The organism is Porphyromonadaceae bacterium W3.11 (assembly GCA_030434245.1).
Classification (GTDB): Bacteria; Bacteroidota; Bacteroidia; order Bacteroidales; family Porphyromonadaceae; genus Porphyromonas_A.
The window spans coordinates 320,652-336,204 of the sequence record JAUISX010000001.1; the positions used below are offsets into that span (position 1 = coordinate 320,652).

The 15,553-nt window shown below is 40.4% G+C and carries 13 protein-coding genes; 9 read left to right on the forward strand and 4 right to left on the reverse strand.

The genetic code is table 11. The features are described from left to right. Window positions 1-754: 754 nt before the first annotated feature. The 9 genes from QYZ87_01280 (at window position 755) to QYZ87_01320 (ending at window position 11,374) form a co-directional block, all read left to right on the forward strand. On the forward strand, window positions 755-3,454 hold the full coding sequence (locus tag QYZ87_01280; GenBank protein ID MDN4753171.1) for a TonB-dependent receptor: 2,700 nt from the start codon (window positions 755-757) through the stop codon (window positions 3,452-3,454). 2 nt (window positions 3,455-3,456) lie between these two features. Beyond that, window positions 3,457-3,846 carry a hypothetical protein gene (locus tag QYZ87_01285; GenBank protein MDN4753172.1) on the forward strand — a complete coding sequence of 130 codons (390 nt, stop codon included), beginning with the start codon at window positions 3,457-3,459 and terminating at the stop codon, window positions 3,844-3,846. Beyond that, window positions 3,843-5,375 carry a hypothetical protein gene (locus QYZ87_01290; GenBank protein ID MDN4753173.1) on the forward strand — a complete coding sequence of 511 codons (1,533 nt, stop codon included), beginning with the start codon at window positions 3,843-3,845 and terminating at the stop codon, window positions 5,373-5,375. The genes QYZ87_01285 and QYZ87_01290 overlap by 4 nt, the downstream gene beginning before the upstream one ends. A gap of 31 nt (window positions 5,376-5,406) precedes the next feature. After that, window positions 5,407-6,636 (forward strand): DUF4876 domain-containing protein, encoded by a 1,230-nt coding sequence (locus QYZ87_01295; GenBank protein ID MDN4753174.1) that lies wholly within the window; start codon window positions 5,407-5,409, stop codon window positions 6,634-6,636. A 15-nt stretch (window positions 6,637-6,651) separates the two neighbouring features. Continuing rightward, on the forward strand, window positions 6,652-7,917 hold the full coding sequence (locus QYZ87_01300; GenBank protein ID MDN4753175.1) for a DUF4876 domain-containing protein: 1,266 nt from the start codon (window positions 6,652-6,654) through the stop codon (window positions 7,915-7,917). A 3-nt stretch (window positions 7,918-7,920) separates the two neighbouring features. Continuing rightward, entirely contained in the window at window positions 7,921-8,808 is an 888-nt protein-coding gene (locus QYZ87_01305) for an ABC transporter ATP-binding protein (protein ID MDN4753176.1), read from the forward strand. 1 nt (window position 8,809) lies between these two features. Then, window positions 8,810-9,481 (forward strand): hypothetical protein, encoded by a 672-nt coding sequence (locus tag QYZ87_01310; GenBank protein ID MDN4753177.1) that lies wholly within the window; start codon window positions 8,810-8,812, stop codon window positions 9,479-9,481. A gap of 15 nt (window positions 9,482-9,496) precedes the next feature. Continuing rightward, window positions 9,497-10,741, forward strand: a complete 1,245-nt coding sequence (locus QYZ87_01315; GenBank protein MDN4753178.1) for a DUF4857 domain-containing protein — start codon at window positions 9,497-9,499, stop codon at window positions 10,739-10,741. A gap of 300 nt (window positions 10,742-11,041) precedes the next feature. Continuing rightward, the gene (locus QYZ87_01320; GenBank protein ID MDN4753179.1) at window positions 11,042-11,374 is read left to right on the forward strand and encodes a PAS domain-containing protein; all 333 of its coding nucleotides are present in this window, start codon (window positions 11,042-11,044) and stop codon (window positions 11,372-11,374) included. Here the strand turns inward: QYZ87_01320 and QYZ87_01325 are convergent, their stop codons facing one another. The 4 genes from QYZ87_01325 to QYZ87_01340 form a co-directional block, all read right to left on the reverse strand. Next, complete coding sequence (locus tag QYZ87_01325; GenBank protein ID MDN4753180.1) at window positions 11,375-12,841, reverse strand: LysM peptidoglycan-binding domain-containing protein; 1,467 nt, start codon at window positions 12,839-12,841, stop codon at window positions 11,375-11,377. A 15-nt stretch (window positions 12,842-12,856) separates the two neighbouring features. After that, window positions 12,857-13,582, reverse strand: coding sequence for a DUF5683 domain-containing protein (locus QYZ87_01330; GenBank protein MDN4753181.1), 726 nt, complete (start codon window positions 13,580-13,582; stop codon window positions 12,857-12,859). Window positions 13,583-13,590: 8 nt separating this feature from the next. Further along, a complete protein-coding gene (locus QYZ87_01335) occupies window positions 13,591-14,481 on the reverse strand; it encodes a ParB/RepB/Spo0J family partition protein (protein MDN4753182.1) in 891 nt (296 codons plus the stop codon). 77 nt (window positions 14,482-14,558) lie between these two features. Beyond that, entirely contained in the window at window positions 14,559-15,329 is a 771-nt protein-coding gene (locus tag QYZ87_01340) for an AAA family ATPase (protein MDN4753183.1), read from the reverse strand. Window positions 15,330-15,553 lie beyond the last annotated feature (224 nt).

Below are 15,553 nucleotides of genomic sequence, written 5' to 3' on the forward strand. Positions count from 1 at the left end.
TCACGGATTGAAGATGGACACTTATATTTTGTTTGAATGCGAGTAATTCCTTTTCATATGTATTTGTAATATAAGTCAGAGTCAAAAAATTGGAAGGTGACTGAGAGCAATGCATTCTGATAGACGTTCCCTATTAGAGGAAGATAAATCTGTAATCCTCAATAAGATGAGTAATACGTTGATCCTAATATACTTAAAGCGTGGTTGCTTGTGACGTCCGTAGGCACTTAGAGTAATGGGATGCATCACCATAGGTTATTATCAGTCTTGAAGAATTATCTATTTGTTTGGGTTGTCAACTGATTTTAAGCTAATACTTTCAAAAAGGGCTAATCTTCTCATCATTAAATAAGTTGACTTTCAAACAAATACCTTGTTTCCAAACTCTACTTTATAATCATCTCGTGAGGCCTTGCATCCCTTATAATTGGTATTTACGACTAAGAATTTACCTAGTGATGGGTATTGTGGTTGCTTCTGCATTGTACGAACTTTGCAATGCTTACGAAATGAGTATAAACCCCCGTTGGGAGATAGCTTTTTTATGAAGATGATGGATATATAAAGTAAGCAAGAAATAAATTCAACTTAACATCAAGCAAATCCCAGACGGCGTATTTATTATAATGAAATTGAAATGAGAGAGAAGTCTTTGTGGTACACAAAACATCTTCTTATACTTATCCTATACTCTTTACTCATGATCGGGAATGTGGTGGCACAAAATAGTGTAAACACATTGAAGTTTAGAGTTATGGATAGTGATAAAGCTCCTCTACAAGGGGCACTAGTGGAGTTACAGTCGAAAGATAAAAAGAAAATGGGTGTGACTGATGCGTCAGGCCTCTGTGTGCTGTCTGGTGTCCCACTGGGTAGTTATCAGCTAACAATAAGGTTTGTAGGATTAGAAACACATCATGAAAAGCTAACCCTACCTATAAAAGGGGAGAAGTTAGTGCTACTACATTATAAAAAAGATGTGCTTGAGGAGGTGGTTGTTACAGCCAAATCAAGCAAAGGGCTCGCCAGTGGATCTGTGATAGGCAAAGATGCGATGCAGCATATTCAACCAACTAGCTTTGCTGATCTTCTGGAGTTACTGCCAGGAGGATTGACGTCCACGCCGTCATTAACGACACCTAACCAGATTCGACTACGAGAAGCAAATATCCCAATTACAGGTTCTTTCAATATGCTTCCGCGAGTTTCTTCTAGAAATTATACCACAGATTCTCAGGGAGTAGCCTTCATAATGGATGGAATACCCATACAAAATGAAGCTGGGATGCAAAAGATTTCAGGGGCATGGGATCTTAAGGAGACTTCGAGGATTTTTCTTAATAGAGGGGTCGATATGAGAGGGATTTCTACTGATGATATTGAAAGCGTCGAGATCATTCGAGGGATTCCTTCAGTGGAATACTCTAACCTTACTAGCGGGTTGGTTAAGATCAAACGCAAACAAGGACTTGATAGGCTGGAGGGGCGATTCAAAGCTGATATGGGGAGTCAACTCTTCTATATAGGTAAGGGCGTCAACCTGGCAGAGAAAGATTTTGACATATCTGGGTCTATGAGTTATCTTTCAGCTTATGCCGACCCTCGTGATGTACAGAATAGCTACAAGAGAGTGATAGCTTCCTTAAGAGGAAGCAAGATATTCAGATGGAAGTCATCTAATCAGCTACAATATCACTTCAATCTCGATTATACAGGTTCTTTCGATAATGATAAGCAGGACCCCGACCTCCATAAAGGGAAAGAGGATGCATACAATGCATCGTATAATCAGTTCGCTATTAGTCAATCACTACAATATAGGAATAGCCAAAATCGCTGGCTCTCTGAGGTATTAGCAGATTTTTCCTTTTCTCATACAGATGAGCGGACTAAAATCGTGAAGTTTGTTCAGCATCCACATTCTACCCCTTACACTGATGCAAAAGAGGAGGGAGAGCATGAGGGGAAATATTATCCGTATAGTTATACGGGGCGTCATATCGTAGAGGGAAAGCCAACCTATCTCTATGCTAGGCTAAAGGGGGTCTCGCTATTTCAGATAGGTAAGAGTTATCATCATCTGATATGGGGAGGCAACTGGAATTACAGCAAAAATTATGGGAAGGGTGCTATATATGATATAGACCATCCTGTTTTTTCCAATGCCCCTACTCGTCCACGTCCATTTGATGATATTCCGGCGAATAATAGGCTTTCACTCTTTTTAGAGGACAAGAGTGATCTGGCTATCGGCGATGATATGCTGACACTCTCCATCGGTTTGGCAGCTAACTCACTCCTAGGATTAGAGAAATCGTATGCTATGTGTGGAAAATGGTATTGGGACTTCAGAGCTAATGCCAAGTATTCTAGGATCATAGCAAACATAAAGGACCAGCCACTTCGTGCAGAGCTCATAGCTGGGATAGGTACCCTAAGTATGTTTCCTACCATGACACAACTGTACCCTGATAAGATTTACTACGATAATGTACAGCTCAACTACTTTCACAATAGGCCTGAATTTCGACTGGTAAATATCCGCACCTATATTTTCAACCCCATAAATTACCAATTAAAGCCAGCTTCAAACCTTAAAAGAGAGGTTCGACTCGACCTAGACTGGGGCTACTTTGGTGGTTCGGTCACTTACTTCAATGAGACCATGAGTAATGGCTTTCGTCCGATGGATGAGTTATTGGTCATTGATTACAAAAAATATGACGCCTCACATCTGCCACATGGTGAACTGACATCAAAACCAGATATTAACACCCTGCCCTACTCTACTCAAAAACGGCATTTGCTATTAGAGCGTACAGATAATGGAAGTGAAACCAGAAAAGAAGGTGTAGAGTGGACTTTTCATACTCCGCGATTCCCTAGCATCTACACTAGGTTTACCTTTAGTGGAGCGTGGTTTAAGACGACTTATAAGAATAGCCTTCCTCAATACGAGAAACCCAATGTGATTATTAGTGACAAGGAGATTCCTTTCATCGGGATTTATCAAGATACAGAAGGGCTCATCTCGGAGACACTTAATACAGATCTTCGGGCTGATACATATATCCCTCACCTTGGACTAGGGGTGTCATTATCATTTCAGAGCAATTGGTTCTCCTCAGCTCAGAGGTTACCCATTTCTGCTTATCCAACTAGGTATATTGACCTTGATGGCAAGGAGTGGAACTACGAGGTCTCCGATAACATGCCAGCTGAGCTCAAGTGGCTGAAACGGAATATAACGGACAGTATGTTTGAAAAGTATGTGGTTCCTTTCATGATGACGACTAACTTAAAAGCAACAAAGTACTTATTAAATGATAAGCTCCGCATCGCTCTCTTTGTGAATAAAATATTTGACTACACCCCAGACTTTGAGAGAAATGGACACACCATTAGGCGTAATCAATATCCATACTTTGGAATGGAACTAAACATAAACTTATGAGTATGATAAAGAGATTGGCTATTGTAAATATCTTCTTAATCACGCTTATGATGATGAGCTGTGACTCTTTGATAGAGCCAGATAAGATATTGATGGATGCTCAGATTGAATTACACCTCCCAGAAGGAGTAGAGGTGGAGCAGGTCAATTTTGTTCTGGACCTACACAACGTGAATACTAATGAGGATATCCACAAGGGTTCTATAGACGATCTTACTATACAACTGCCCCTAATGCGGGGGTTATATATCGTTCATGTTGATGGAGTAGCTTTAATTAAGAAAGGAGATAATCAAGAGAGACTTCGTCTAAGAGGATATCTAGAAAATCATCTAATCCTTGAGCCCTCCGAACCAGTTATTGTACCCCTGTACCCGATGAATAATTTATGAAGCGAATCGTCATTATAACAATATCCCTATGGATATCCATTTTTACAGTGAGAGCCATAGAGCTAGCAGAGGATACTATTCCCGTAGCCTTACGACTACAGGAGAGGTATAATTTATATCACCTCTTTGTTAAAACCTATACCGAAAACCCTTCTCTAAAGCATTACAGTGTGGATACAGACCTAACGACATTTGGCGTGTCCTACGATTGGAGACATGAGTCAAAGGCATTAGAGCCCAGCAAAGGAGATGGCTACAAAGGATTTACGATCGGAGCAGATGCCTACAAGAGACTGAGTCATAAAAAGGTGGTTTGGGGATATGCCACCTACGATAAGGACATCGTAAAAAATGTAAGATGGAATAGTACTGCTCACGTTGATAAGCTTTATCCGTATATCATTGGAAACGACAACGTCGGTGATATGAAGTGCGAACGGTATGCCTTTCTTGGTGGCTACGCTCAGCAATATGCGTGGGGAAGCTGGGGCTTAGAGATGGAGTATTTAGCTGGTCATCAATTCAGGACCATCGACCCAAGGCCTCGTATTGTCACGTCCGACTTAATGATAAATACAGGAGCATCGCTCAACCTGACTGAGAGGTACTTACTGGGTATTAAGTTTGGGATCGAGAGTTACAAGCAGAGGGCGGGATTTACATTCTATGATGAACTAGGAGCTGATCCTCAATACATTCTGTCTGGGCTTGGAAATATCTTCGAGCGGTTTAATGAAAGTAAGCTCCAAATGGATTACCGTAGTAAGAAGCTCTTAATGGGCATCAACCTACTTCCCAGAGCTAAGAATGGATTGTATCTAGATCTAGAGGCTGAGATGTCTGGACTAGAAAGGATCCTAACCAGTGCCAATAATGTACCGATCAATAGCTATAAAGAAGCTAAAGGAGTGCTTCATACGGGATACTGGAGTACCATTTCTGAACAGCAGCGATGGGGGATCAATATTGATGGGAGCTATCAACGTCGCAAGGGTAAAAGTCATATTATAGGTGATCCTAAAGGGGGGAGTTACCCGATTGAGGCTCGGCTACCAATGTTCGGCATGGAGATCGTCACCTCATCTGTAACGGGTTACTACGAACAGCAGTTAGAGTCTTGGTGGTGGCATTGTAGTCCTAAGATTAGCTATCAAAAGAGCTCAATAGCGATTGCTTACCCTCAAAAGCAACTGGATGACCATAACTTGGACTATTCTATTAGTGGTGGTTGGGGAATCAAGTGGCATAAGAACATGGCCGACATCAACTTGTCCTTTGGATATATACAGCATATAAATAGCTCTCTAGTGTTACCCAAACTTCTGATACGTCAGTCATTATTGGAGCACATTGAAGAGAGCTATAGCCAGTTATCTCATGATAGGGTCTATTGCACAATTTCTCCAAAGATATTTTTTCAGGTTTCCAAGAATATGGGGTTGGAATTAAATATGGCATATCGTATGGTGCATTTAGCACCTCAAAATATAGCCCACCAATTAGCAGGTGGTGTGACGTTAGTTTTTTAAGAATAGATAAACTTTTAATAAATAAATTTTCATGAATAGATTTAAACCGATAACAGTCCTTCTAATGCTCCTAATGCTATGGGCTTGTGATACGAATAATACTGATAAACCCAGTGTAAAAACGCCACTACAAGTGGAAGTCAAAGCTCCTCTGGGTATGGAAGGAGAACTAAAAGAGCTGAAAGGAATCATCACAGGATCTGATGGTCAAGAGGTAGAACTTAATTGGAAACATGGCGTAGCCGTATGTGAGCTACCAGAGGGAAACTATACTATAGAACTCACAGCTCAGTTTAGGTTTACAGACCATCACCAAATGGTTAGGGACGAAGCCTTGCATTTAGTTGATAACATTGCGTTAGAAGGTAAGGAAAAAGTAATAAAGGTTCTGCAGTTCTCTTCATTTCAGACGAGTGGCACATTTCTCATAGAAGAGATATTTTTCGCTGGAACAACCACAAAAGAGGGAAATCAATATGATGATGATAAGTATATTATCATCACCAATAATTCAGAGCAGACACTTTATGCTGATGGGTTAACGCTCTTAGTTTCACACTTTACGGCTGATGAAAAGAAGCATAACTTACAACCAGACGTTTTACCCGACAAGTTCCCAGTAAAGGTAGCGTACCAAATTAAGGGGAAGGGTACAGATTATCCAGTTAAAGCTGGTGAATCCATGATCTTATGTCAGTCTGCTATTGATCATACAGAGTTCAATCCCCAATCATTTTCGCTACTCGATGCAGACTTTGAATGGTTATCAGAGCAAGCGGCAACAGTTGGAGAATTCCCTAATAACCCTGCAACACCCAATATGACTTTGGTTTACTCAAATGACGGTAATGGGGTGTGGTCTATGGGTAATAATGGTAATGAGACTTATGCTATCGCACGACTATCTGATGAATTTATATCCCATATTGGAGACTATAAATATGATTACGTGGAGGATATAATTGTTGACGGGGTTAACTATGGCTCATTCCCTGGAGAGACAGCTGTGGCGATACCGAATGAGTTAATCTTAGATGCCGTTAATCTTTGCCCTAAAAATAATTGGCAATGGCTACCTATCAGTTCATCACAAGACAATGGATATGCCTTTGTAGCTGAAGAATCTCACTCATCCAAACGTTATATGCAATCGGTCGTTCGTAAATCAGAAATGAAAGGAAACAAAAAGGTATTGATTGATACTAATAATTCCAGTGAAGACTTCGAGATATCTAACCCAGCAACTTTATTAAACAACTAATATAAATATATGATTATGAAACATTTAATGTACAAATCAGTGCTTTTAACAATGCTCTTTGTAGCATTTGGCATAACTTCTTGCTCTAAAAAAGAGGCTCCTATAGTGACTAGAGAGCAAAAGGTAGAAATAACAGTGAAGAACCCAATAGATGTACCTGAAGGAAAACTATCCATAACAGAGGCAACCTTCACTAACATCAGTAACGGTACTAATACTAAAGCAGACCCTTCGGAAATTGGTCCAAGAATGATCACTATAACCTTAAAAGAGGGTATGTACAAAGCTCATATCATCGCTAAGCTACAGTTTAAGAATAAAGATGGCATTGATGCAAATACGACTATTGAGATAAAAGAGGAGATAGAGGTAAAGCATAATGAAAATGCAGCCTACCAAATACAATTAACACCAAATTACCAACCCTCCTCTTCAGGCTTTGTGATTGATGAGATTTACTTCAGTCCAAGCTTGACCCCAGAAGGTAAATCTTTCACTTACGTAGAGCAGTATATTAAGATTACAAATAACTCTAACGAAACGCTATACGCGGATGGTATTGCTATTGTAGAATCAGCATTCCTCACTAATAATAAATGGGATTACAAACCTAATATCATGAATGAGGCCTTTGCTATAGATGCAATTGCACTAATTCCAGGTAATGGATCAGAGCATCCAGTGGCACCAGGGGCTTCCTTGATCATTGCTAACAATGCTCAAAATCACACCAAGATAAATCCTAATGCAGTAGATCTTTCGCAAGCTAACTTTGAATGGTATGATGAGTCACCTAATCCTAAATTCCAAGATGAAGACAACCTAGAAGTTCCAAACCTTGATAAGTGGTATGCTAGTACAGCTACGGTTCATGGTTTCCACCAAAGGGGTGTAAAGGCGGTAGCTATAGCTAAGATGGATACGAATAAGGATGAGTACCTAGATAAATACAAATACGACTATACCTATCTATTTACCTTCAAGGATTATAGCAAAGAGATGTCGGGATCCGCATACAAGGTACCAAATGCCTGGATTATAGATGCAGTGAACCTTAGTATTCCTGAGGGTGATAAAGGATTTGCTTGGCTAGTTACAGACCCTTCATTGGACTCAGGGTGGACAGGTTGGAATGATAGCTTTAATGACAAGACAGCTGCAGGATTAGCCGTTCGACGCAAGATACAGTCTGAAGGTGAAAATGGACGAAAGTATCTGATGGATACTAATAATTCAACAAATGACTTTGAAAGAAGAGTGAAGCCTTCTCTTAAAAAATAATATATGCAACCGATTATAAAATGTGAGAACCTCACCCACTATTATGGTCAGAGGTTGATTTATGAAGGGCTTAGCTTTGAGGTTCCAGAAGGTCGAATTCTAGGTCTGCTGGGCAAGAACGGGACAGGCAAAACGACAACCATCAACATCCTGAATGGTTACCTCAAGCCTGCCCATGGCTCCTGCTACCTATTCGGAGAAGAAATCAGGCAGATGAACCCTCTGACTAAGCAACGTATCGCTTTGCTGATAGAGGGACATGTACAGTATGCCTTTATGAATGTCAGACAGCTAGAGAGATTCTATGCCAAATTCTACCCTAAATGGGATCAGAAGATATATCATGAGTTGATCGATTTGCTTAAGATTGCACCTCATCAGAAGGTTTCGAATATGTCATGTGGGCAACGCTCCCAAGTAGTCCTAGCTCTCTTGCTTGCTCAGAATGCTGACTTACTGATATTGGACGACTTTTCGTTAGGCCTAGACCCTGGCTACCGAAGACTCTTTATCGAGTATCTTCGCGATTATGCGAAACAGCATAATAAGACTGTATTCCTAACATCTCATATCATCCAAGATATGGAAAAGCTGATAGACGACTGCATCATATTGGATTATGGAAAGATCCTATTGCAGATGCCTATTGATGAGCTCATGCAGCGATTTAAGCGATATACATTTTCAGTAGATCCATCATTAAAAGCTTTGCCAGAGGACGAAGAGTTTTATTATCACTCAGTAGCTTTCTCTACTGCAGAGATACACTCATTTAGAGATGAAGATTACATAAGAGAGTATTTGACGCGTCATCAGATTAGCTTTCATGATCTGAAGGAAGAGGATATGACACTCGAGGATGCTTTCATAGGACTAACAGGTAAGTATTGATATGATGAGAAAAGCAATTATTTACAAAGAGTGGATTAAGACTAGGTGGGTACTCCTGACCCTTTTAATCCTTAGCTGTACCTTTACCCTCTACGGACTACTAAGTGTAGAGCGATTTATAACACTTCGAGGCCCTGTCCATCTCGCCCAAATCCTTTTGAGTAGAGACATCTTATTCATTGAAATGATTCGGTATATACCACTAGTTTGTAGTATTTGTTTGGCATTGGCACAGTACGTCCCCGAGGTAATGCAAAAGCGATTAAAGCTGACCTTACATCTCCCTCTTTCGGTACGAAAGATAACTATTACGATGCTGGGTTATGGCGTAATCCTCCTAGTGGCCATCTTCCTACTGCAGTATGTGACATTAAACGCCTACTTTCACCATTACTTACCTCGAGAGTTAGTATCTCATATCATGAATACAGCTCTAGTATGGTTCATTAGTGGTATAGCAGCTTATGGATTGATTTGTATGGTCTGTATTGAACCAACATGGCGTGTAAGAGTGGCATCACTACTCTTATCTGCAGGTTTGCTTAGACTATACTTCATAGCACCAACTCCTCAGGCTTACGATGGGGTATTAATCCCTTTGGCGTTATTTAGTATTGTCATAGTAGGCTTTTCATTTATTTCAATTGACCGCTTCAAAAGTGGTGTCCAATAATTATCAGATATTTATATGACTCGTTTTTACAAAGCATTGTATCTTATACTCGCAGTCCTTCTACTCTCATGGGCTTTGCCTTGGCTTAATAGTCTAATAATACCACAGAGAGGATATACTCCCTTTACCCTATATAGTGAAGTGCTACAGGATTTTGTATCATTAGATGCGGGAGAAGGAAATGAGATTAAGTACTATGATCGGAGGGGTAAATATTATACTGAAAATCAGTTTGATAGCTTGCTTCCTTCATTTTACTACCGTCAGCTTGCTGTAGATAACCGCTTGCCTGACTCTATAATGGGGCGGCCTATAACAGCTGACTTATTGAGAGAAAAGGGGTTCATGTTTCGTAGTAGGCCTATGGAAATTAACTCTAATAGTGTGCCACTTTATCCACTCTTGGAGTCAAAACCTCGAAGGGTAGACTTAGAGATGCCGGATGATCTCTTTAGATGGACAAGCCATGGGATTGAATTTATAGATCTCACAAGCAATACTATCGATGAGGAGAAGTCGGCTCTGTTCCAAGATGCTTTGGATAATGCCAAGGTTCACTTCCCTATAAAGCATACTGCTGGAAACCCCACCAATCGGAAGTCCTATGATGAGGGGTATTTCTTCGTGGATGCTGATGACCAACTGTTTCACTTAAAACAGGTAGATGCAGCACCTTATGTCCGAAGAATAGATCATCCTAAGGGAATAGTCTTTGAACATATATTTGTCACGGAGTATGATGCGAGAGAAACCTTTGCTTTTCTTTTTGATAAAGAAGGCTACTTCTATCTTTTATCAGCTCCAGATTATGGCATTATTAAGACTGGGCTACCGCCAATTGATTTGAAGAAGGATGAATTAACCATTTTTGGAAATGACTTCTTTTGGACTACTCTAAGGAGAGATGCGAAGGGTACCACTTACGAAGCCTTGGAGCGTAAGAGTATGAAGTCTGTAGCGACTCATACCTTCCCGAAGAAACCAGAACTGCAGGAGAAAGTAGCTCAGTACAGCTTCCCTTGGCAGCTCTCATTTACTTCGATTAAGCATACCTATTTCCGCCCTTCTCTGAAGGCTTTTTCATTCAATGCATTGCCTTTAGGGCTCTGCTTAGCCGTGCTCTATTCTGCACTCTTTTATAAGCGTGAAGAAAGACAGGCACTCACCATTAAGAGCGTACTAATACTTTTGGCTGGATTATTTGCCTTTATTCCCTTCTTAATCCTCCCACGTAGTAAGAAGATACCTAGTGGTAGGTGACTTCGGTAGTAATATTTATACGTCAATGGCTTTCATCACACTTGTTTTTTAGAATGTGTGAATGAAAGCCATTCTTGTATTTTTCTAAAAGACTCCCAGAAAATATTGTATCGGTACCTTCAAAATATTCTATGAGTACTTTGAGATAGTCTATCTACTAATGATATGAAGAGTAACCTTTTATCTAAAGCTCTAATTCGTCACTGCTATACACTTCGGTCTATTATCACAGCATTAAAGTGAATATTTGAGTATGTTTGCAATCTCAATAGGATTCACTAACAATAGCAATAATAGATTATGATAAAGTATTTTGATGAAGCAGATGTAGCTATTACCATTTGTGATAAGGATGGTAAGATCATAGAGATGAACAAACAGAGCCGTGAAGTAAATCTTAAGCCAGGACAAGAATTGATAGGTCAACAAGTCTTAGACTGTCACCCTGAACCAGCTCGATCTATGCTAAAGAGTATGATGGACAACCAAGAAAAGCACGTCTATACCATAGATAAGAAAGGTCGAAAGAAACTCATATATCAAATCCCTTGGTACGAAGAGGGGGAGTATATGGGATTCATTGAGCTGTCAATGGTGATCCCTTCTGAGATGCCTCACTATGTTCGAAAGTAATTAATTGGGAATGCGTAGACGCTGACCTGGCTTAATCCTGTCAGACTTCAAGTTATTTGCACGCTTGATGTCTGACACGGAGACGCTACGATATTTCTTTGCTATACTGGATAAAGTTTCTCCTCTTCTTACTTTGTGGTATCGTGTTTGTTCTTTGGCTACAGATCTTTTTTCGGACTGAGCATCACTACTTCTATCTATTTGAGAAGCTCCCTTACTATCACTTAGCTCTAGGGTCAATACTTGCCCGACACTGAGTCTATTGCTACGCAAGTTATTCCACTCCTTGATATCACTAATGGTCACCCCATAGCGGTGTGCAATCCTAGAGAGGGTCTCTCCACGTGATACTCTATGAACTATATTCTCAACGCGACTAGGAGCAATCTCTGGGTCCTTTGCAACAGCAGCTATGAGTGAATCCTTTTTGGTACTAAATTCTATCGCATCAGAAGCCGGAAGGATGAGGACCTGAGTAGCTGTATTTCCCGGTACAATTTCTCTCTTATACTTCGGATTCAACTCCCTTATAACGTTTATATCTACCTTAGAATATCGACTAAGGTCTGCAAAGTTTTGCCTTGTATTGATATGTATCGTATCTACAGCAAGCGGTACATGTATCATATTTGGACGGATATCATGCTCGCGATAATGCTCCATGGAGTAAAACGCAGCGATGAAGAAGGGGACGTATGCTCGTGTCTCGCGAGGGAGATATGGGTAGATGACCCAAAAGTCTTTACTCCCTCCTGCTCTTCTGATCGCTTTATTGACGTTCCCTGGACCACAGTTATAAGCTGCTATCGACAGAAGCCAATCACCATATAGAGCGTACATATCTTCAAAATACTTGCACATCGCCTCCGAACTCTTTTGAGGGTCTCTACGCTCATCAATCAAACTATCTATGTGCAGACCATAAACCTTACCAGTACGCAACATGAATTGCCAAAGTCCTGTCGCCCCCATCCTACTGACTGCGGTAGGATTTAGTGCACTTTCGACAATCGCTAAGTATTTTAATTCGAGAGGTAGGTTGTGTCTATCTAAGACATCCTCAATAATGGGGAAGTAATAGGCAGACTTAGCTAACATATTACTTAGCAAGTTACTCCGTTTATTGACATAAAGGTCTATTGCATCACGAACAATCGGATTATATGTGAGTGGAATGGCACTCTCCATTGCTTGTATCCTACCTCTATATAGCTTATCTTTATTATGAATATCTTCACAAGTCACCTCTCTTCTTTTTCTAGACAGAGAGTAATAATCTCGATATCTTTTATTAAGCAAGGTATCGAGAGCCATATCAAAGCTTTCTGGTAACCGCCCCAAATCTTCGATGTAGGGTTCGTCTTGGGTTCTTATAGAATCACTTTGAGCGAATGCTATATTGAAGCTTATAAGATTAAATAATATATAAATGGTTAGGGTTAGCGATAGCTTTCTGTATATCTTCATAAAAATTTATTACACTTAAAACGTCAACGCAATATGGAGTCCATATCCATTAGCCTGTGTTATAGGAGATGGAGACGGGATAACAGCTGGTGCGTATGACAGTGAGAGGTCAGGAGAGATATCAAAGTTATGCAACTCTGCATCAACATATGAATCGATCATTACTAGGGCATATACAGCCACCGATATGATAATACTCATATCACGGTAGCGTCTAAAGTAGTCACGCCCTCTCTTCAATTGATCATGAAAGGATGTATTATTAATATAATCTTCAGGATTTGCATTGTAAGGCAGAAAGTCTTTCCATGTGTCAAAATCCATAGGTCTATCACTCTTAATCTCCTTGAAGGCTGTAGTGTATTCCTGAAGGTTAGCATTATTCCATGATATGGCATAGTAACACGCAGTGTAAGCACCGATAATGATAGGAATTTTCCAATACTTCCTATTATATATCTGTCCGCCTCCAGGAATGATAGAGAAAAGGACTGCCTTCGTAGAGTTCAGTTCGTAAGGCTTTCTCTTGGTAACTGTCTTAGTCGCAACCTCTACTTCTTTCTTCTGAGCTTCCAACAAGACACTATCATTCTCGACAATGTCGATAGTATCTCTTAGAGAAGGCATAGATAAGAATGTGCTCGCCAACTCGTCTGTGGTCGCATCATCCAAGGACTCCATGGCACTGGATAGGGCTAGCGACATCAATATGAAAATAAAAGCGAGGACTACTTTTCTCATACGGAGCTTCATAGTCTATCAAGCAAAGAGATGATTTTCTCCATCTGATCAGCAGATTCAAATGGAATAGTTATTTTGCCCTTACCCTCGTCATTGCATGTAAAGGAGACCTTTGTATCAAATAGAGAACTAAACCTATTGCTCAAAAGGTCAAAGGCTTCATTAGTCCTCTTAGCTCTCCTCTTAGGGCGATTATCACTAGTACTCTCGTCACCTTGATTATAGTCTTTTACCAGTTGTTCAACCTGACGCACAGATAACGCATCCTTAAGGATCTGCTCATAAAAAGCCAGTTGAAGTTCAGGATCCTCTATAGATAGAAGAGATCTAGCATGACCCATTGAGATCTTACCATTCTTTAGAGCCATCTGTATTTCGGCTGGGAGTCTTAGCAGTCTAATGTAATTAGAAATTGTAGCCCTCTTCTTACCGACTCTACGACTCAGTTCATCTTGTGTAAGATTGTTATGATCAAGTAGGTTTTTGAAGGCAAGAGCTATCTCTATCGCATTCAGATCCTCACGCTGAATATTCTCAATGAGTGCCATCTCCATAATCTGCTCATCAGCAGGAGTACGGATATAAGCAGGCATAGTCTCGAGTCCAGCCAGCTTAGCAGCTCTATATCTACGCTCACCGCTTATGATACGATATTTCCCCTCTTTCTCGGGAAGTTCATAGACCGTGATAGGCTGCACCAAGCCAATATGCTCAATAGAGGACGCCAACTCTCTCAATGACTCCTCATCAAAGTCAGTTCGAGGCTGATCCTCATTAGGTGTAATATCTTGAATAGGGACTTCATTTATAGAGGACGACCCCTGGGTCTCGATATCAACATCAGTTGATATTAAAGCATCCAACCCACGCCCTAAAGACCTCCTTGAATTCTTTCCCATAGCAACATTTCCCATTTATAACTGTACAATAGATTAATACATCTTCGGCGTATTCAGAATGGATACGCTATAAGCAATCATTTTTTATTATTCTTCTCCAACAACTCTTTGCCAAGCTGCAGATAGTTTTGACTTCCCCTACTATCTAGGTCAAAATCCAAAACAGACTTCCCAAAGCTTGGTGCTTCACTAAGTCTTACATTCCTATGAATAACACTCGTAAATACTAGGTTTTTGAAGTGTTTCTTCACCTCTTCATATACTTGATTAGAGTGTCGGGTTCGGGCATCATACATCGTCATCAGAAAGCCTTCAATCTCAATATCTGGATTGAGACGCTTCTTGATGACTTGCAGAGTCGTCAGAAGTTTGCTAATACCCTCCAATGCAAAATATTCACATTGGACTGGGATAATAACAGAGTCCGCAGCAGTAAGAACTGCTACCGTGGTTAATCCCAAGCTGGGCGAACAATCAATAAGAATAAAATCATAATCATCCTTAAGCTGATCAGTCACCTTCTTCATGACGAATTCCCTCTGTGGGAATCGCACCAGTTCCACCTCAGCTCCAGCAAGATCACCATGTGAAGGCAAAATCATCAACCCCTCCACTGAGGTCTCGACAAGACACTCTCTCGGATCAGCTTCCCCAAGAAGACAATTATAGATTGACACATCAGGAGAGGTGGCCTGTACCCCAAGACCACTGGTAGCATTAGCCTGAGGGTCAGCATCTATGATCAATACTTTTTTCTCTAAGGCTGTAAGCGAAGCTGCCAGGTTTATCGTGGTAGTAGTTTTGCCAACCCCACCTTTCTGATTCGATATTGCTATTACCTTTCCCATCTACTCAATATTAATGATCAAATTCATTCTACAAAAATAATGAAATCCAAGGAGAGCAGCAAAAGTCCGCTTATACAGTAATCACTCTAATCTATTAAAATAGATAGCTTTTCTATAAATATCCATAACAACTACTACTTTATGGACCACCTCATATTTGACCATTGCGACTTAATCATGCGGCACCTTCGCGATATACTGCGATATATCGCACTCCACATTTA